General features: G+C 43.7%; 18 protein-coding genes, 1 pseudogene and 1 other annotated feature. Of the genes and pseudogenes, 15 read left to right on the forward strand and 4 right to left on the reverse strand.

Features of this window, described 5'->3' with window-relative positions; all coding sequences use genetic code 11:
- Positions 1-271: pseudogene (locus tag ACMN7X_RS01620) on the forward strand (hypothetical protein); the annotation flags it as partial.
- Positions 272-325: 54 nt separating this feature from the next.
- On the opposite strand, the gene aroA reads toward ACMN7X_RS01620, so the two are convergent.
- Together aroA and ACMN7X_RS01630 are read right to left on the reverse strand one after the other, a co-directional pair.
- Positions 326-1603, reverse strand: coding sequence for a 3-phosphoshikimate 1-carboxyvinyltransferase (aroA, locus tag ACMN7X_RS01625; protein ID WP_418745760.1), 1278 nt, complete (start codon positions 1601-1603; stop codon positions 326-328).
- A 39-nt stretch (positions 1604-1642) separates the two neighbouring features.
- Complete coding sequence (locus ACMN7X_RS01630) at positions 1643-2896, reverse strand: prephenate dehydrogenase (protein WP_418745761.1); 1254 nt, start codon at positions 2894-2896, stop codon at positions 1643-1645.
- Positions 2852-3107 (reverse strand) — a binding site (T-box leader). Its footprint overlaps the gene before it by 45 nt.
- A gap of 194 nt (positions 3108-3301) precedes the next feature.
- On the opposite strand from ACMN7X_RS01630, the gene fusA reads away from it, so the two are divergent.
- The 8 genes from fusA (at position 3302) to ACMN7X_RS01670 (ending at position 12790) form a co-directional block, all read left to right on the forward strand.
- Positions 3302-5383 carry an elongation factor G gene (fusA, locus tag ACMN7X_RS01635; RefSeq protein WP_418745762.1) on the forward strand — a complete coding sequence of 694 codons (2082 nt, stop codon included), beginning with the start codon at positions 3302-3304 and terminating at the stop codon, positions 5381-5383.
- 89 nt (positions 5384-5472) lie between these two features.
- A complete protein-coding gene (locus ACMN7X_RS01640; protein WP_418745763.1) occupies positions 5473-6357 on the forward strand; it encodes an ABC transporter ATP-binding protein in 885 nt (294 codons plus the stop codon).
- Between the two features lie 19 nt (positions 6358-6376).
- Positions 6377-7618 carry an ABC transporter permease gene (locus tag ACMN7X_RS01645; RefSeq protein WP_418745764.1) on the forward strand — a complete coding sequence of 414 codons (1242 nt, stop codon included), beginning with the start codon at positions 6377-6379 and terminating at the stop codon, positions 7616-7618.
- Between the two features lie 84 nt (positions 7619-7702).
- Positions 7703-10114, forward strand: coding sequence for a leucine--tRNA ligase (gene leuS, locus ACMN7X_RS01650; RefSeq protein ID WP_418745765.1), 2412 nt, complete (start codon positions 7703-7705; stop codon positions 10112-10114).
- 152 nt (positions 10115-10266) lie between these two features.
- Positions 10267-10734, forward strand: coding sequence for a VOC family protein (locus ACMN7X_RS01655; RefSeq protein ID WP_418745766.1), 468 nt, complete (start codon positions 10267-10269; stop codon positions 10732-10734).
- Entirely contained in the window at positions 10727-11548 is an 822-nt protein-coding gene (locus ACMN7X_RS01660; protein ID WP_418745767.1) for a DUF4241 domain-containing protein, read from the forward strand. Before ACMN7X_RS01655 ends, ACMN7X_RS01660 begins: the two co-directional genes overlap by 8 nt.
- Before the next feature lies 1 nt (position 11549).
- Positions 11550-12530, forward strand: a complete 981-nt coding sequence (locus ACMN7X_RS01665) for a GNAT family N-acetyltransferase (protein ID WP_418745768.1) — start codon at positions 11550-11552, stop codon at positions 12528-12530.
- Positions 12531-12559: 29 nt separating this feature from the next.
- A complete protein-coding gene (locus ACMN7X_RS01670) occupies positions 12560-12790 on the forward strand; it encodes a hypothetical protein (protein ID WP_418745769.1) in 231 nt (76 codons plus the stop codon).
- A 77-nt stretch (positions 12791-12867) separates the two neighbouring features.
- Here the strand turns inward: ACMN7X_RS01670 and ACMN7X_RS01675 are convergent, their stop codons facing one another.
- Entirely contained in the window at positions 12868-13185 is a 318-nt protein-coding gene (locus tag ACMN7X_RS01675) for an LPS biosynthesis protein (RefSeq protein ID WP_418745770.1), read from the reverse strand.
- Between the two features lie 125 nt (positions 13186-13310).
- On the opposite strand from ACMN7X_RS01675, the gene ACMN7X_RS01680 reads away from it, so the two are divergent.
- From ACMN7X_RS01680 to ACMN7X_RS01705, 6 genes are all read left to right on the forward strand, one after another.
- Positions 13311-14192, forward strand: coding sequence for an AraC family transcriptional regulator (locus ACMN7X_RS01680; RefSeq protein ID WP_418745771.1), 882 nt, complete (start codon positions 13311-13313; stop codon positions 14190-14192).
- A gap of 202 nt (positions 14193-14394) precedes the next feature.
- The gene (locus tag ACMN7X_RS01685; protein WP_418745772.1) at positions 14395-15135 is read left to right on the forward strand and encodes a LytR/AlgR family response regulator transcription factor; all 741 of its coding nucleotides are present in this window, start codon (positions 14395-14397) and stop codon (positions 15133-15135) included.
- On the forward strand, positions 15116-16471 hold the full coding sequence (locus ACMN7X_RS01690; protein ID WP_418745773.1) for a sensor histidine kinase: 1356 nt from the start codon (positions 15116-15118) through the stop codon (positions 16469-16471). Before ACMN7X_RS01685 ends, ACMN7X_RS01690 begins: the two co-directional genes overlap by 20 nt.
- A 123-nt stretch (positions 16472-16594) precedes the next feature.
- On the forward strand, positions 16595-17323 hold the full coding sequence (gene nagB, locus ACMN7X_RS01695; RefSeq protein WP_418745774.1) for a glucosamine-6-phosphate deaminase: 729 nt from the start codon (positions 16595-16597) through the stop codon (positions 17321-17323).
- A 16-nt stretch (positions 17324-17339) separates the two neighbouring features.
- Positions 17340-18044, forward strand: coding sequence for an N-acetylmannosamine-6-phosphate 2-epimerase (locus ACMN7X_RS01700; RefSeq protein WP_418745775.1), 705 nt, complete (start codon positions 17340-17342; stop codon positions 18042-18044).
- A complete protein-coding gene (locus ACMN7X_RS01705; protein WP_418745860.1) occupies positions 18044-18997 on the forward strand; it encodes an ROK family protein in 954 nt (317 codons plus the stop codon). Before ACMN7X_RS01700 ends, ACMN7X_RS01705 begins: the two co-directional genes overlap by 1 nt.
- A gap of 73 nt (positions 18998-19070) precedes the next feature.
- Here ACMN7X_RS01705 and ACMN7X_RS01710 read toward each other — a convergent pair whose 3' ends face one another.
- Positions 19071-19928 carry a MurR/RpiR family transcriptional regulator gene (locus ACMN7X_RS01710; protein ID WP_418745776.1) on the reverse strand — a complete coding sequence of 286 codons (858 nt, stop codon included), beginning with the start codon at positions 19926-19928 and terminating at the stop codon, positions 19071-19073.
- Between the last annotated feature and the right edge of the window lies 1 nt (position 19929).

Below are 19929 nucleotides of genomic sequence, written 5' to 3' on the forward strand. Positions count from 1 at the left end.
ACATAGTGTACGGATTCACAGGCTCCATCAGCGTGTGTGTAAGGTGAAGGCCAGCGAGAAAGTGGGTGTGCGTTATATGCAGGCATGGGAAGAACGCTATTATGACCGGGAAGAAGGCAGAATCGAAGGCAGAATCGAAGGCAGAAACGAGGGCCGTAAACAAGCAAAACAGGAATTGATTGCCAATATGCGCAAAGAAGGTCTTTCGGATGAGCTCATACTGCGCGTCACAAAGCTTACAAAAGAGGAATTAGAAAAGATAAATGAGTAAAAAAGTATTCTCCGGGAGTGTCGTTTTAAGGCATCCCCGGAGAATACTTTTTATTTAGTCGGCTAATCTGAGTAAATCCTGATAAAATGTCGGATAGGAAATGTTTACACAGTCGCTGCCAATAATTTTTGTTTCACCGTCGCTGGCCAGGGCGGCCACTGCAAAGGACATGGCAATGCGGTGATCGAGGTGGCTTTGAATGACTGCTCCATGGGGCATTTTTCCGCCATTGATGATCATGCCGTCTTCGGTTGGAGTGATATCTACACCCATGGCGCTGAGATTTTCAGCCATGACAGCGATGCGGTCCGATTCTTTAACCTTCAGTTCGGCAGCATCGCGGATAATGGTCTGCCCTTCGGCGAAAGCTGCCATGACGGCGATGATCGGAAGTTCATCGATAAGGGACGGTATGATGGCTCCTTCTACAATTGTCCCATGGAGGGCAGAATTGCGAACGACAATGTCGGCCACCGGTTCTCCGCAGACATCATGGATATTTTCAAGAGAAATATTTCCGCCCATGGCCCGGCAGACTTTCACCATGCCGTCGCGGGTCGGATTGATCCCCACATTTTCGATACAAATTTCTGAACCGGGTACAATAAGTCCGGCAGCCATAAAGTAGGCAGCGGAAGAAATGTCTCCGGGAACAATAATTTTCTGGGCCTCCAACCGGTTGACCGGGCGGAGAGTGGCAGTTGTTCCTTCCGAGCGGATATCGCCGCCGCAGGCGCCGAGCATTAATTCCGTATGGTTTCGAGAAAGCACCGGTTCAGTGACACTTGTTTCGCCGTCGGCATAGAGGCCGGCCAAAAGAATGGCGGATTTGACCTGGGCGGATGAGACCGGTGAATCATAATGAATCCCGTGAAGCTTTTGCCCTGTGATTTTCAGAGGCGCGCAGTCATTGCCGCGAAGACTTTCAATCGAAGCGCCCATCAGAGACAGCGGTGTCATGATCCGCCGCATCGGGCGGGATTGGATGGAAGCATCTCCATTAATGACACAGTCAAAATTTTGTCCGGCAAGGATACCGGACATCAATCGGGTGGTTGTTCCGCTGTTCCCGGTATCCAGGGTGCTTTCCGGGCGTTTTAAGCCATGAAGGCCCCGTCCGTGGATGCGGACGATATCACCGTTGTTCTCGATATCAATGCCCATCTGACGGAAGCAGGCGATGGAAGAGAGGCAGTCGGCCCCCTGAAGAAAATTATGGACTTCCGTTGTTCCCTCTGCGATCGAACCGAGCATGACGCTGCGGTGGGAAATGGATTTATCTCCCGGGATGGAAACCCTTCCCTTTAATCCTTTGATTCGTTTTATTTTCATTGAAACATCTCTCCTGTGTATATGTAATTAAATGGTCATCTATTTGCGAAGATGAATGACATAATGGAAACGATTTAAGAGTTCAGTGGCCTTTTCGGCGGACTCTCCGTCATAAAATTCAATGTGAAGCACGCCTTCCTGAAATTCACGGTTATGGACAATGCCTATATTTCGGATACTGATGCCGTTTGTTGCAAGAATGGTAGCAATCGTAGCAATGGCGCCGGATTCGTCGACTAAATCCACAAACATTTCGTAAGATGGAGGCAGAAGGCTTTTTGCATGGCTTTGAGGAATATCATCTCTGTATTCTTTCGCTGAAGCAAAGGTTTTTAAAAGCTTTTGCTCATCATTGCTTTGGATGGCTTCGCCGATTTCATTCATTCGTTTAATATAAAGATGAAGTATATTTAAAATCTGAGTCTGATTTTCAGCACAGATCTGCTGCCACATTTCCGGCGATGAAGAGGCGATTCGAGTGATATCCTTAAAACCTCCGGCGGCCAGCATCCGCATCATCCCATCCGGGTTGTCCGAATCTTTAACCAGATTTACCAGTGTGTAGGCAATAATGTGGGGCAGATGAGAAATGGCAGCGGTGACACGGTCATGCTCATGATAATCCAGGGTTACGGGAATTGCGTGAATATCCTTTGCGATCTGAACCATTTTTTCGAGCATTTCATCTGTTGTTCCTTCGCCGGGCGTTAAAATATAGTAGGCATTTTCGAGTAAATGGATTTTAGCGCTGCTGTATTTTGTTTTTTCGGAACCCGCCATTGGGTGGCCGCCGATAAAATGCTCAGCCATGCCGAGACGGGTGACGGCTTCGTGAATCGTTGTTTTGACACTGCCGACATCGGTTAAAATGCAGCCGGGTTTAATAATAGGCTTTAATTGTTCCAGACAGCGTATGTTCACGCTGACCGGCGCGCATAAAAAGATAATATCGCATTCGGAAAATCCCGGACCGATGGTGTCCATGGCATGATTGATGGTTCCATCAGCCATAGCTTCGATCAGGCTGTCCTTGCTGCGGTTATATGCGATCAGAGTAATCTCCGGGTGCTTAGCACGCAGAGCTTTGGCAATGGAACCGCCGATTAAGCCCAATCCGATAAATCCTATAGTTTGTTTATTCATTGCTGTGTCCTCCTGAAACTTTTGTCTTATTATGAATGTGGGACATTTCCGCAAATATTTCCGCTTGGCTCGTGCCTTCGCGAAAAAAAAGCTTTCGTCCCTGCTGTAAAGGACGAAAGCGAAATCTTCCGTGGTACCACCTTTATTCACCTGCACATCACTGTACAAATCTTATAGAGTACGTCAATCCGATTGATTATACTCCGGCAATATAACGGTTGCAACCGGCACAGCCTACTGTCAAAGAGTTCAGCCTGCAGCTCAGGGATGTATTCGGGAATCTGTTTTATGCACCTCTCATCAGCCGGTAACTTTCTGTATAAACAAAAGAATCCTTACTGGTTCCCATCATAGCTTTTTCGTTAGTCCTAATAATAGCATTGTTGAAAAAAAAAATCAAGCTTTTTTTCAAAGCCTTCTTTTTCCGAAGAAAATTGAGAAAAAACAGGAAAAACTTGTATATTTTCTATAAAACTCTTGAAGATGGAAAGATTTTTTAGTAAAATATATCCATACCCATGCGGGCGAGTAAAAACGTAATTGGAGGAATAAGACATGAAGGTTTACAAAACACAGGACATACGTAACGTCGCAATTTTAGGCCATGGCGGCTGTGGAAAAACATCTCTTGTAGAAGCGATGGCGCATGTTACAGGAGTTACAACACGTCAGGGACGCATTGAGGATGGAAATACCATCAGCGATTATGATAAAGAAGAAATCCGTCGTAAATTCTCAATCAGCACATCCGTTATTCCGATTGAGTGGAAATTCTGGAAAATTAATCTTCTGGATACACCGGGATATCTGGATTTTGCCGGTGAAGTGGATGAAGCTCTGGCTGCGGCTGACGGCGCTATTATTGTGATCAATGGTAAAGCGGGCGTTGAGGCAGGTACGGAAAAAGCCTGGGATTACTGTGAAAAGTATGGTATTCCGAGAGTTTTCTTTGTAACAAACATGGATGATGAGCATGCAGATTACATGAAGGTTGTTGAACAGCTTCGTGAACTCTATGGCAAACGTATTGCACCGTTCCATCTGCCGATTCGTGAAGACCATAAGTTTACCGGCGTTGTCAATGTAGTTACCTTAAAGGGCCGCCGTTTTATCGGCGATGGTAAATGGGAAGAAAGAGATGTTCCGGAAGATGTACAGGATGATCTGGAGCCATGTCGTGAAGCGTTGATGGAAGCGGTTGCTGAAACAAGCGAAGAATATATGGAGCGCTATTTTGACGGTGATGAATTTACCGTGGATGAGATCATTGATGCTCTCCGTGTAAATGTCAATGAAGGTTCGGTTGTTCCGGTACAGTGCGGTTCCGGCACGATGGCCTACGGTATTGAAGGCCTGATTGAAACATGTGTGGAATTTCTTCCTTCACCGATTCGTGATCATATTAAGATTTTTGGTAAAGACCCTCGGACAGATAAAGAATACAATGTGGATTATGATTCCCGTCGTCCATTTTCCGCTTATGTATTTAAGACGATCGTTGACCCGTTCATCGGCCGTTATTCTTTGATCAAAGTATGCTCCGGCGAATTAAAGTCGGATTCTGTGATTTATAATTATGAGAAAGAGACGGAAGAGAAACTCTCCAGAATTTATATTTTGAGAGGAAAAGAAGCCATTGAAATGCCGGAATTGAAGGCCGGCGATATCGGTGCGATCGCCAAATTATCCAATACAGCCACGGGCGATACCCTTTCCTTAAAGGCAGACCCGCTGGTATTTGATAAATTTGAGGTTGAATCTCCATATACATATAAGCGTTATGAAGCTGAAAATAAAGGGGATGAAGATAAAGTATCCCAGGCTCTTCAGAAGATGATGGAAGAGGATTTGACCCTGAGAGCTTTCAATGATAAAGAAAACCGTCAGTCGCTCCTTTATGGTATGGGCGATCAGCATTTGGATGTTGTTGTCAGCAAGCTGGAAGCAAAATATAAAGTAAAAATCAATCTCTCCAAACCGAGAGTTCCATATCGTGAAACCATTCGCAAGAAAGTTTCCGTTCGCGAAAAATATAAAAAACAGTCCGGCGGACATGGACAGTATGGCGATGTCGCTATGGAATTTGAACCATCCGGCGATCTGGAAACACCTTATGTATTTGAAGAACGAGTTGTCGGCGGTGCCGTACCGAAGAACTACTTCCCGGCAGTTGAAAAAGGTATTCAGGACTCCGTTCTTAAAGGACCTATGGCCGGATATCCGGTTGTCGGCGTGAAAGCAACATTGTTTGATGGTTCCTATCATCCGGTAGACTCTTCCGAAATGGCGTTTAAGACCGCAGCGCGTCAGGCTTTCAAGAGTGCATTTATGCAGGCAAATCCTGTGATCCTTGAGCCGATCGTTTCTCTGAGTGTCATTGTTCCGGACAGCTATACCGGTGATATCATGGGCGATCTGAATAAAAAACGCGGCCGTGTACTTGGTATGAATCCAACGGAAGGCGGAAAGACAGAAATCATTGCAGATATTCCGTTGTCCGAACTTTATGGTTATTCCACAAACCTCCGTTCTATGACCGGCGGACGCGGAAGCTACGCTTATTCCTTCAGCAGATATGAGCAGGCGCCAAGCGATGTTCAGGAGAAGGTTATTGCGGATAACGAAAAAGCAGAATAAGCACTTAATATTGAAGGTGAATGTTGTATCGAAAGCAGTCAGTCTTTTACAGGGCTGGCTGCTTTATCAATATATTAAAGGAGAAATAAATGGAACTTTCAATACATGAAATTCAAAAAAGTTTTGGCGAGAAAAGAGTTTTGAAGGGGATATCTTTTCGTGCCGCCGGAGGCAAAGCCTTTGGGCTGCTTGGCCGCAACGGCGCCGGAAAAACGACGACAATCCGCATTTTGATGGATGTATTTCCGGCGGACAGCGGGGAAATACTGCTTGATAATGAACCGATAAATTATGAAAAGGTGAAAATCGGGTATTTGCCGGAAGAAAGAGGCTTATATCCGAAAAAGAAGATTTTCGACCAGCTGATTTATTTTGCCATGCTGAAAGGAATGGGCAAAAAAGAGGCCGTGAAAGCGGTGGATTACTGGTTGGAGCATCTTGGAATGGCCGAATATCGGAATAAACGGCTGGATACACTTTCAAAGGGAAATCAGCAGAAAATCCAGTTGATCACCGCCCTGGCCCATGATCCTCAGATAGTGATCTTGGATGAGCCCTTTTCCGGGCTGGACCCGGTGAACGCAATGCTTCTGAAAAATGTTGTCAAGGAAGAGATTGCGAAGGGGAAGATTGTTCTGTTTTCCAGCCATCAGATGAATTATATTGAAGAATTCTGTGATTATATCGCCATTTTGAATCATGGAGAAATCGTTTTGCAGGGAAATCTAAGTGAAATAAAGAAAAACCACGGGCGGGACAGTCTGGCGGTGCGTTCCGATCAAAGAGAAGCGATTCAAAGAGATTTTGGGGAGACCTGTATGGAAAGTGACGGGGGAGAACTTATTATAAGGTTAAAAACTCCGGAAGAGAAGCAGAAGGTGATGCGTCAGCTTGTTGAAAATTATGATGTGGATGAAATAAGGCTGTATGAACCATCATTGAATGATATTTTTGTCCGATATGCAGGACAATAAATTAAGAAAGGACAAAATCATGAATCAGTTTTTTATCATATTGAAATTTGAACTGCAGCATTATTTTAAAAATAAAATTTTTGTGGGCATTACTATTTTTCTTGTGTTGGCCATTGGCATTGTTATGTTTTTCCCGAGAATATCCGGGCTTTTTGAAAGGGGATCGGAACCGGTCGGAGAGGAAGATAAAAAGGTGATGCTGGTAACGGCGGACACAGAGGAAGAGGCCGAAGTGTTGGGACAGGTTTTTTCGGCGGCCTTTGAGAATTATGATGTTCAGGCGACAACGGAGGGTGTGGACGTGATTAAAGAACAGATACTGTCCGGCGAGGCGGAGTGCGCATTTGTTATTACGGGGCCTGTATCCTATACTTATTATGTGAATAACCTTTCGATGTATGATGGTAATACGGCAACAGCCGATGAGCTTTTTCAGAACATTTATCGAATGAGTGCGATGATTGAAAAGGGTATTGATCCGATGGAGGCCGGAACGATTTTAAATGTGCAGATTGAGCATGAGATTCAAAATCTGGGAAAAGACCAGATGCAGAATTTCTTCTATACATATATCATGATTTTTGCATTATATATGGTGATTTTGCTTTACGGCCAGATGGTGGCCACAAATGTTGCTACGGAAAAAAGCTCCAGGGCTATGGAACTGCTCATTACCAGCGCGAAACCGTCGAGCATGATGTTTGGAAAGGTGATCGGGTCGGGACTGGCCGGGCTGACCCAGCTTGTTCTTGTTTTTGGAGCTTCTGCATTCTTTTATAATATAAATGCAGGTTATTGGGGCGGCAATGAGCTTATAAAATCCATCTTTAATGTTCCTCTGGGCCTTCTGATCTATATGCTTATTTTCTTTGTGTTGGGCTTTTTTATCTATGCCTTTTTGTTTGGGGCCATCGGTTCGACGGCATCCAAGGTGGAAGACATCAATACTTCCGTCATGCCTTTGACATTTTTATTTATTGCGGCCTTTGTTGTCGTGGTGTTTTCCATGTCCAGCGGCAACATAGATAATATGGCTATGAAAATTTGTTCTTTTGTGCCGTTTACTTCTCCGATGGCGATGTTTACACGGATTGCCATGAGCACGGTGCCGATGTATGAGATTATTCTCTCTATCGCCATTTTAATTATTTCAGCCTTCGGCATCGGCATTTTTTCGGCAAAAATTTATCGCGTCGGCGTGCTTCTTTATGGCACGACGCCGAAGATAGGTACGATATTGAAGTCGATGAAAAATGCTTAAATTCAAACAAAAGCGTTGAATTTTAGGCGGAATGTTGGTACAATAAAGGTTAGTTTAAATGAGATACAGAGAGGATGTTTAATTATGGCAACGCCTTATAATCATAAGGAGATTGAAAAAAAATGGCGTCAGAACTGGGAGAAAAATCCAATCAACGTCAATGATGGTAAAAAACCGAAATATTATTGCCTGGACATGTTTCCATATCCGTCAGGGAATGGTCTGCATGTCGGTCATTGGAGAGGCTATGTTATTTCTGATGTATGGAGCCGTTATAAAATGCTTCAGGGCTACTATCTGATTCATCCGATGGGATGGGATGCTTTTGGTCTTCCGGCGGAAAATTATGCGATTAAGATGGGGATTCATCCGGCAAAGTCTACGGCGGAGAATGTGGCAAATATTAAACGCCAGATTAATGAAATCGCAGCGATTTATGACTGGGATATGGAAGTTAATACAACGGATCCGAATTTTTATAAATGGACTCAGTGGATTTTTGTAAAAATGTTTAAAGAAGGTCTGGCCTATGAAAAGGAGATGCCGATCAACTGGTGTCCTTCCTGTAAGACAGGCCTGGCCAATGAAGAGGTTGTCAACGGAAACTGCGAGCGCTGCGGTTCCCCTGTCACAAAGAAGAATCTGAAACAGTGGATGCTGCGTATTACAAAATATGCGGACCGTCTGCTGGAGGATTTGAATAAACTGGATTGGCCGGAAAAGGTTAAAAAAATGCAGACGGACTGGATCGGCAAATCCTACGGTGCGGAAGTCGATTTCCCGGTTGACGGAAGAGATGAGAAGATTACGGTTTATACGACCCGTCCGGATACACTTTACGGCGCAACCTTTATGGTATTAGCGCCGGAACATGCTTTGGCCGCATCTCTGGCTACACCTGAAAACAAGGAAGCTGTGGATAAATATATTTATGAGGCTTCTATGAAGTCAAATGTGGACCGTCTTCAGGATAAAGAGAAGACCGGTGTATTTACCGGCAGCTATGCGGTTAATCCGCTGAATGGCGCAAAGACGCCGATCTGGATTTCTGATTATGTATTGGCGGATTATGGTACAGGGGCAATCATGTGTGTACCGGCCCATGATGATCGAGACTTTGAATTTGCTACAAAATTCAATATTCCGATCATTCAGGTCATCGCAAAAGACGGCAAAGAAATTGAAAATATGACGGAAGCTTATACGGAAGCAGCGGGAACGATGATCAATTCCGGCGAATGGAACGGCATGGAATCTGCAGTGCTCAAAAAAGAAGCTCCGATGATTATTGAAGAAAAAGGTTTTGGACGCAAGACAGTGAATTATAAGCTGCGTGACTGGGTATTCAGCCGTCAGCGTTATTGGGGTGAACCGATTCCGATCGTGCATTGTCCGAAGTGCGGCTGTGTTCCTGTGCCGGAGGAAGAACTTCCGTTATTGCTGCCGGAGGTTGAATCCTATCAGCCGACAGGCACCGGCGAGTCTCCATTGGCGGCCATTGAATCCTGGGTGAATACGACCTGCCCTGTCTGCGGCGCACCGGCGAAGAGAGAAACCAATACAATGCCTCAGTGGGCCGGTTCTTCCTGGTATTTCCTGCGTTATGTGGATTCTCATAATAATGAGGAACTTGTATCCAGAGAAAAAGCAGATAAATATTTACCGGTAGATATGTATATCGGCGGTGTGGAACATGCGGTACTTCATTTGCTCTACTCCCGTTTCTATACAAAATTCCTCTATGATATCGGCGTGATCGACTTTGATGAACCGTTCCATAAACTGTTCAATCAGGGCATGATCACCGGTAAAAACGGTATCAAAATGAGTAAATCCAAAGGAAATGTTATTTCGCCGGATGATCTGGTGCGCGACTATGGCTGCGATTCTCTGAGAATGTACGAGCTGTTTGTTGGTCCGCCGGAACTGGATTCCGAATGGGATGACCGTGGTATCGACGGTGTATATCGTTTCCTTAACCGTTTCTGGAATATGGTTCTTCAGAATAAGGATAAGAATGTGAAAGAAACGAAGGAACTTGTCAAGCTCCGTCATAAGATGGTTTATGATATTACAAGCCGTCTGGAATCCTTCAGCCTGAACACTGTTATTTCCGGTTTTATGGAATATAACAATAAGTTGATAGAAATGACAAAGAAGGGCGGCGTTGATAAGGAGACACTGGAAATGGCTGTCATCCTGATTGCTCCGTTTGCCCCACATGTTGCGGAGGAACTGTGGGAACAGCTCGGGCATGACACTTCTGTATTTAAAAACACATGGCCGTCCGCTGATGAGGAAGCCATGAAAGATGATGAAGTGGAAATTCCGGTTCAGATTAACGGAAAGACAAAGGCTGTCATGAGCATTTCCGCCGATGAAGCGAAAGACGCAGTGATTGCCAAAGCCAAAGAAGTTCTCGGCGATCGCCTGAACGGCACAATTGTCAAAGAAATTTATGTACCGGGCAAGATTGTCAATATTGTGCAGAAATAATTTTAAATATTGAATTATTTAAAAGCGGTTAATCCGGAGTGGGTTAGCCGCTTTTTCAGTGGTATGGCGAATATGGTTTCGAAAGTTTGAAATGACAGTTCAGGGCGTAAATGATATAATAAAAGAAATCAGAAGATACGGAGGGTGGCTGTATGCATCTTAAAAATATTTTAATTGTTGTTGAAGATATTGAGATATCAAAAAAGTTTTATAAGGAGCTTTTCGGCCTGGAGGTTGTCGCGGATTTTGGCGAAAATGTGGTTCTCACGGAGGGGCTTGCCCTTCAGCAAAGGAAACTTTGGGAGACATTTATCGATAAAAAAGTTATCAGGGGCGGCAATGATGCGGAACTATATTTTGAGGAAAATCATATCGATGCTTTTCTGGAAAGGCTGGACAACAGTACATTTGATATAGAATATTTGAACCGATGCAAGGAGCATGACTGGGGGCAGAGAGTTATCCGGCTTTACGACCCGGACAGGCATGTGATCGAAGTCGGAGAAGAGATGGAATATGTTGCCCGCAGATTTTTAAAACAGGGAATGACGGCGGAGCAGACGGCAAAGAAGACCCAGCTGCCGTTGTCCAAGGTGGAGGCGTTGATTGAAAATGTTTGATTTTTTTAAGAAAAATAAAAAGAAATCTTCGGAGGCCGAAGAGAAAAAAACGGTAGAATCTAAAACAAATGAACCTAAAACAGTTGAAACAAAACCGCCGATCCAACTGGCCTTTGAGAAGAATCTCTCATTTCTTCGGAAAGATACATTGGAGAAGGAAACAGTTCAGAATCTTTTTACAAACAGGGAATTAATAGAAGTTATTCAGATTGGAAAGACAACCTTTCCAACGGGAGAGATTGTGATTGCGGATCCACTGGTCTATCTGGGAAATGACAGATATACGGATTTGCTGAATCGGCAGATTCCTGTCGGAGAATATCCGGTGGAACTGTCCATTTGTTATTCGCCGATTGCCGGAGTGCGGATCGCAGCGGCCAGGCTGAAGGTGAGAGAGGAAACTCCAGCCCGCTATGAAATCACCATGCCGAAGGGAAAAACGGTTAAAGATTATAATACGCCGGGGGTTTTGACCGGCTTTGGAGTGGATGCGGGGTTAGCTTGTTTTTGTGATGGGATAGTGGCGAAGGAATTTGATGCTTTTCAATCAAAATGGCAGCAGGAGCATCCGGGAGGAAATTTATATGACGATTATTTTGCGGAGATTTTCGCTCAAAGCTATGAGCAGCATCCGGAGGTACAGCGCGAGGGCGGCGATTTTATAACATGGAGGATTCCGGGAACAGAGCACATTTTTTCAATGTTTGCCAGCGGATTGGGCGATGGCTTTTATACCGGTTTCTGGGGATTGAATTCAGCGGATGAAGTGTGCGAACTCGTAGTTCCTTTTATGAATCCGGAGTATTTTATTTGATATGGCGATGACTGAGAAAGAAAAAATGCTGGCAGGTCTGCTCTATGATGCCAATTATAATGAGTCTTTAATGGAGGAACGATTAAAATGTAAAGATTTGTGCTATGAATTTAACCAATTGCGGCCATCAGAAATTGAGGCCCAAAAAACGTTGATTCGCAAAATATTCGGAAAGACGAAAAAATCATTTTATGTGTTGTCACCTTTTTGGTGTGATTACGGATATAATATTGAAATTGGTGAAAATTTTTTTATGAATCATAACTGTGTCATTCTGGATTGTGCGAAGGTCTGTTTTGGTGACAACGTGTTTATTGCGCCGGATTGCGGATTTTATACGGCGGGTCATCCGTTGGATGCAGAGCAGAGAAACAGAGGGCTGGAATATGCGCGGCCGATAAGCATCGGAGATAATGTTTGGATTGGCGGCGGTGTACAAGTAATGCCGGGAGTGACCATTGGTGATAACACGGTGATTGCCGGTGGAAGCGTTGTCACTAAGGATATTCCCTCCTATGTGCTGGCCGGTGGAAATCCATGCCGGGTGATTCGGCCGCTGGTGCAAAAATTCTGTGCCGATGATTTGGAGCAGATTATGGGAATATGGGTTCAGACAAATATCCGGGCCCATAGCTTTATTTCAGAGGATTATTGGAAATCCAATGTGGAAGCTGTGCGCCGGATGATGCCGGAGGCAGAAATTTATGTCTGCAAAGAGCATCAGCGGGTGACGGCATTTATCGGCTTGATTGATGATTATATTGCCGGAATTTTTGTCGAAGAAGGAAAACAGTCTAAGGGACTCGGAAAAATACTTTTAAATCATGTGAAACAGATAAAAGAACGATTAACTTTACATGTGTACAAAAAGAATGAAAGAGCTGTCAGTTTTTATATCAGGGAAGGTTTTCAGATAACAGACAGCCAGATTGACGAAAATACCGGCGAGGCCGAACTGTTGATGGTGTGGGAAAAAATATGACGTTTATAAAAACAAGGTGAAAAGGCAAAATGAGGAATAGAAAGGGAATGGATATGAACGAAGAATATGTGATGACTCCCTATGAGACACGGGAAATCCTGTTTTATAAAACGGATAATGGCGAGTTGGTGGAAAAAGCAGTTATTTCCAAAATGGAAACAACTGCAGCGAACGCCGATTCTATCAAAAAAATACAGATATCTATTCCCAATGTAGAAAAAATATCTGTCAATGCAAGCGATTATTCTGATAAAATATAGTAAGTTACATTTATGCTATTGACCATAGAAGAATCCAGCGAAAACATCGGTGATATCCGGTGCCTTCGCTGGATTTTTTAAAGCGCCTCTTTTGGCGGTTTGATTTCATAAGCAAGAGTATGCTCCGTGAGCTCAGATAAAAGCTTAAGTTTCCGGTTGATCAGAGGCCGCATGCAGTTTGGAACATGTTCGCCGTGGGCCCGATGGATGGCCACACATTCTTTGCAGTTTCCGTGATAACGGCAGGCTTTTTTGCAGGGACAATGGTCCTTTTCTTTATATTCCCGGCGAAATTCGGAGGCAAATTCCTCCTGAATTTTTAATCCTTCAGCCTGGCGTCCGGCGTGGAATGCTTTCATAGCCTCTTTTTCTGTTGGGTTACCGTCAATAATCATCAAGATTTCCTCCTTTACTATACACAAATAGAATCATATGACAGAAAAACATTGAATAATAGCTAAATCCTACCTATAATTTATAAATAAATAACCAAATGAGGAAGAAAGGATATGAATTCACTATGGAAAATGCAATGCCGATTTATTCTCATAATCCCTTTGATGCCACAAAATTTCCGCTTCTGGTTTTAGATGTGGAGCAGCAGATATGCAGGCCGGAAAATGAAGGATTCCGGGTATTTCATTGGCATGAGGAAGTTCAGTTTGTCTATATATTAAAGGGGATTGTTCATTTTCGAATTTATGATGATGAGGTTGACCTGAAAGCAGGTGATGGCATGTTTATCAATCAGGCTGCTCTTCATCAAATTATGGAAAAGGAAGATTGTCATTATCACAGTTATATTGTCCCGATAAGAATGTTCTCTTTTTTCTCAGGAAGTATCATGGAGGAGAGGGATGTTATGGCGGTGGTGAAACATCCGTCTTTTACCTGTTTCCCAATGAGAAGCGGGGATGGCAGGTGCCGGCAGGCGTTGGAAGCCCTTCAGAAATTGGATAGCCTTTATTTTAAAAAGGAGGTTGTAAAGTGTTCGGAATACCGGATATCCATCCAATTAGCAAGAGTATGGCTGGAATTGATATCTATTCTTCCGGAATTCCCGAAAAGTATGCCGGTGTTGGGACATGAGCGGATACGCAGGCTTATTTCCTTTGTCCATCAAAATTATGATAAGGATATTTCATTAAAAGATATTGCCGGTGCAGCCAATATCAGTCAAACGGAATGCCAGAGGTGTTTCCGTACTTATGTCCAATGTTCTCCTTATCAGTATTTAATGAGGTATCGGCTGGAGCAGAGCGCAGTCATGCTAAAATCTTTAAACCGTACAATTACAGAGATTGCCGTCAATGTCGGCTTCAATTCTGTCAGCGCTTATATTAAATACTTCAAAAAATTTTATGGAGTGACGCCGTCGAAATTTCGGCACAATAAATTTTAATGTACAAACGTAATTTCTTTGATCAGAATCTCAAAAAATTGTGCAATAATACCAATAAGAGCAGCATAAATGGAAATTGAGATTGACAGGATAGACTGAAATGCAGAAAAAAGACACGGAAAATTAAGCGTACAGATTTTAGATAGGTTATAATTAATATATACAATTGTGCGTAATTTGAGATGACTGGAGGAAAAATAAAATGCAGTTGATTTTATGTGAGGATAATATAGCGGATGCAAAACAGATTGTGAATTATCTGTATGCGGAAGGCCAGTCATTAAATGTGGAGGTTTGTGTGGAGGTTTGTACCCGGTCGGACGATTTATTAGAGAAACTGAAAAATGGACGACGGTATGATGCCTATATATTGGATATATATTTGCAGGAGATGAATGGGGTAGAGTTGGCAAAAAAGATACGGTTAATGGATGTATTAGCCCAAATTGCTTTTGTGACGGCCAGCCGTGAATTTGCGGTGGAAGCTTTTTCCCTTCGGGCGGTTCATTATCTTGTAAAACCCTTGACAGAGGCTGAGGTGCGGGAACTTTTGGTACGAATACTGTCCAGGTCAGATAAAGAAACACCGATGTTTACTCTTTACAGTGGAAAAAATCCGATACAGTTTAAGCAGGAGGAGATTACAAAGATAGAAAGTTATCGGCATGGTGTTCTTATTTATAAGCGGGGCAGAGAAGAGCCTTATTGGTTTCGGATGCTGTTTATCGATGTTGAAGAACAGGCTTCCGAAAAATATTTTGCAAAAGCCAGTCGGGGAGTGATAGTAAATTTCGCGGATATTGATAAGGTGGAAAAGAACTCCTGCTATCTGAAAGACGGGGCTTATGTATCCATTAGCCGTAATCATATACAAAATTTTAAAAAGGGATATATGAATTATTTGTTTTCAGAGATAGATGGTGATGTCGATGACAATGTTTGAGGCTATCATACAGTTTTGCGGATATATTAGTCAGACATTTCCAATCTTGTTTCTTATTATTGCTTCTGTGCCGGAATCCTGTTGGAAAAAGCCGATGTCTTACATATGGAAACGTTTCACAATAATTAATGTGACAATGGGAATTGTGTTCGTCGGAGTTTTGTATTTTATTTGCAGAGATATGACGAATGTAAGCGTGATTCAGATGATTGCCAATACGGTGGTGTTGGCAGCAGTCATCATTGTATTTATAGAATATTCACGTTTTACAAAATTAAATGCAGTTATCAAGGCGTTTCTTGTGGTTATGAACATACATTATGCGGCGATGGTTGTTGCAGTAAACGCCTTTATATGCACTTATTATTTGAAGGTCAGACTGATTCAGTGGGAGATGGTATGGCCGTATCAGGTATGGAATTTAATCGGAGTGTTGTGCATTTATTTGGTGACGATTCCTTTAATTTATTTTTTTATAAAAAAGAAAGTCATTCCTGTGATTCCTTTGATGGAAAAAGATATGGCTTCTAACGGCCTGGTGGTTACCAGCATTGCTTTGTGCGTTTTTTGCGTATGCGCCTTTATATTTAATGTAACCTGTTTGAATAGCATCCTGTCTCTTTTCATGGCCGGATTATTGGTAAGCGATCTGATTGTTTACTATTTTTTCTTCTCGCAGATTCGCATTATGAAACGGCAGGAGGAAATAAAACATCAGGATAGATTAAGCCAGATGAGGTATCAGAATTTGATTCAGAATATGGAAGAAACACGCCGGATCCGGCATGATATGCGTCATCATTTGAATACAATCAGTGTTCTTTTAAAGGAAGAAAAGTATGAAGAAATGTCTGAATATCTGGAGGCTAATCAGACAATATATGATGCGTTGGATATGGAAGTATATTCTAAAAATCTGATGATTGACAGTGTTTTGAAATACTATATAAACAAGGCAAAGAGGTTGCATATTGATGTTCGAAGTCGGATAGAAGTCGGTGACGTGGATATTGATAAGACAGACTTGGTGGTTATTTTGGGAAATTGTATTGAAAATGCCATTCAGGCTTGTGAGGAAACAGATAATCATCCGGAGATTGAGATAAAAATGTCGGTAGTACAGCAGATGTTGTTGATACAGGTAAAAAATACCTGCGTTGACACATCGCGGGTTTCCGACGAATTTGTCAGCTACAAAGCATTTCCATCGACTAAAGGAGGTGGTGAGGGCCTGAAAAGTATTCATATTTCAGCTCATAAATACGGCGGTAGTGCATTGTTCAGACAGTCAAAGGGTTACTTCACAGCCAGAATTATGTTAAAGATTAAAAATTAAAAATGTATATTTTTTTGAATTTAAATATATGTTGAAAATTATTTTCACTATGGTATAATGAGGGTAGAAAGTATCAATGTCTGGTTGAAATTCTGCGGTATAGCAGAAAAGGGGGAGTTGCATATGCGTATTTATCGGGCAAAAGATTATCAGGATATGAGTCGGAAAGCGGCAAATATTATTTCAGCGCAGGTGATCATGAAGCCGAACTGTGTATTGGGTCTGGCGACAGGGTCAACGCCGATCGGAGTATACAAACAGTTGATCGAGTGGTACCGCAAGGGGGATCTGGATTTTTCTGAGGTAAGAACAGTGAATCTGGATGAGTATAAAGGACTCCCGAAAAGCCATGACCAGAGTTACTATTATTTTATGTACACAAATTTTTTCAAGGATATCAACATCGATATGGCGAATACAAATATTCCTGATGGCATGGAGATGGATAGTGATAAGGAATGTGAACGTTATAACCATGTGATTGAAAAAGTCGGCGGCATTGATATGCAGCTTTTGGGACTCGGGCATAACGGACATATTGGTTTTAATGAGCCGGGTGCCGTTTTTGAGAAGACGACCCACTGTGTGGATTTGACGGAAAGCACCATAGAGGCTAATAAGCGCTTTTTTGCCTCTGCAGAGGATGTGCCGCGTCAGGCCTATACGATGGGGATTAAGACAATTATGCAGGCAAAGAAAATATTGCTTGTCGTCAGCGGAGAAGACAAAGCGCAGATTTTAAAAGATTCTCTCTATGGCGCAGTAACTTCCGCCGTACCGGCTTCCATATTGCAGATGCACAATGATGTGACGGTTGTGGCAGACGAGGCGGCTCTGAGTTTGATTAAATAAAAGGAGTGTGGCGATTGTGACAAAGCAGGAGATACTGGATGCAATCCATGGTAAAATGATCGTATCATGTCAGGCAATCCCGGGTGAACCTTTATATATGGAAGATGATTCGGTGATGTATCTGATGGCCCGGGCTGCAAAGAGGGCCGGAACTCCGGCGATTCGTACAAGCAGTATCCGTGATGTTGCGGCTGTAAAAAAAGAAACCGGGCTTCCGGTTATAGGGCTTGTAAAGATTAATTATCCGGGGTATGACAGCTATATCACCCCAACAATGAAAGAAGTCGATGACCTGGTGGTTGTTGGCTCGGATGTGGTGGCACTGGACTGTACTCTCCGTAGGCGGGGTGACGGTACAACCATCAATGAATTTATTGCTCAGATTAAAGAAAAATATCCGGACATCATTTTGATGGCTGACATTTCCAACTATGAGGAAGGTGTCAACGCATGGAAATGCGGCGTGGACATTGTGGGAACAACGATGAGCGGTTATACCGATTATACGTCCAAAAAGGATGAGCCGGATTATGAATTGATGCGCCGGTTGTCGGCGGATTTGGATATCCCGGTGATTGGCGAGGGGAAGATTCATTATCCGGAGCAGGCGGTCAAAGCGCTTCAGACGGGCGTGTGGGCCATCGTTGTCGGCGGGGCTATCACCCGTCCGATGGAAATTGCACAGCGTTTTATAAAAGCCATTGATGAGGGTGTGAAATGATGAGAATTGCAGTACTGGATATTGGAGGAACTTCGATCAAATCGGGTATCTGGGATGGAAATCGGCTTGATGAGTTCAAAGAGTGGGATACAAATGCAAGCCGGGGCGGCGGCTATCTGATGGAGCGCGCAAAAGAAATCCTGCATATCTATGGGGCATTTGATGCCATTGGGATTAGTACTGCCGGACAGGTGGATGATCAGGCAGGAAAGATTTATTATGCCAATGACAATATTCCATATTATACAGGGATGGAAATTCGTGCTGTTTTGGAAAATGAATTCGGAGTTCCTGTTGCCGTGGAAAATGATGTCAATGCGGCGGCTATTGGGGAGCTTTATTTTGGAGCGGCCCGGGGCAGGGAGAATTTTCTGTGTCTGACTTATGGAACCGGAGTCGGCGGGGCCCTTGTTTTGGAGGGCAGTATATATAGAGGCGATACCTTTTCAGGGGCGAGTTTTGGCGGAATTGTCGTTCATCCTGAGGCAATTCAGGAAAATGTAGAATTCAGCGGGTGCTATGAAAAATATGCCTCCACGACAGCCCTTGTTCGGAGAGTTATGGCAGTGGATGCATCGCTGGATAACGGACGGAAGATTTTTGAAGCTTTCGAACGTCCGGAGATTCGGGCGGAAATTGACGGTTGGATTGATGAAATTGTTTATGGATTGATCACGCTGATACATATTTTCAATCCTTCAGATATTTTGCTTGGCGGCGGTATTCTGGAACAAAAGTATATTATCAGAGAGGTTCGCCGGCGTGTGAATAAAAATTTGTCCGACGGTTTCCGAGGGACGGAGATCCGTCAGGCAAGGCTTGGAAATCAGGCAGGACTTTTGGGGGCGGCGTGGCTTGCATCGAACCTTATACCTTGTCGCGCGGAGCCTGACGAAGCGCGCCCATGCGGAGCATCTGACATACGGGATGCCCGAATGGGTGGGGAAAAATAAAGAGAAATAAAAAACAGTCGTTTTGATCGATCGCTTTTTGCGGTAGAAAAACGGCTGTTTTTTGTAATAATGCTTATAATAATTTTTTTGCAATGGCCTGCGCCGTTGCGGAACGGGCCGATGAACGGATCTCGGGATTCCTTCGACAGTAGCCGTAGAAGAGACATTCAATTAAGAACATTTGCCCGACTTTGGCGGCAATTGACCCGGATTGAAGCGGGCTTTCATTGTAACCGCATTGAAGAACAATATCAGCAAATTCGGCGGCACGGGATTTGGGAAAGTGAGTGACGAGAATGATCGGTGTTTTCCGTTCTTTTGCCAGCTGTAAAACTTCTTCCATATCTCTGGTGGAACCGGAATAGGAGAAGAAGAGAATGACATCCTGAGGAGTGGCCAGTGCAGCAGCCATTGTCTGCATATGGGAATCTTCGATGTGAATGAAATTTGATGTGGTTGTGGAAAAACGGGCCCATGCTTCCATTGCCGTAACCATGCTGCCTCCCTGTCCGAAACAGTATACGTGCCGGGCAGCGGCGAGTAGATCTACAGCCCTGGTCAGCCTGGCTTCATCCAGATGTTCCATGGTCTCATTCAGAGAAACCATATTTGAAGCGAGCAGCTTATGGCACATGGTGTAAAAATCATCCTCCGGTCTGACAGTCTGAGGGACATCTGACGGATCGCCGAGATCGCTGATGCGTTCGCATTTTGCCAGAGCAAGTTTGAAATCATTGTAACCGGAGAGGCCGAGACCGCGGCAGAACCGGGTAATCGTTGCTTCAGATACGCCGCAGCTTTCTGCCAGGGAGGTAATGGACATATACTGTGTGCTGGATGTGTTGGCGAAGATATAGTCTGCCAGTTTTTTCCCGGAACGGGTCAGAGAGTTGTACTCCTTTGTAATCGAATCCAGTATATTTTCAACCAAG

Origin of the sequence: Frisingicoccus sp. (genome assembly GCF_048388605.1) — a bacterium.
Taxonomy (GTDB): domain Bacteria; phylum Bacillota; class Clostridia; order Lachnospirales; family Lachnospiraceae; genus Frisingicoccus.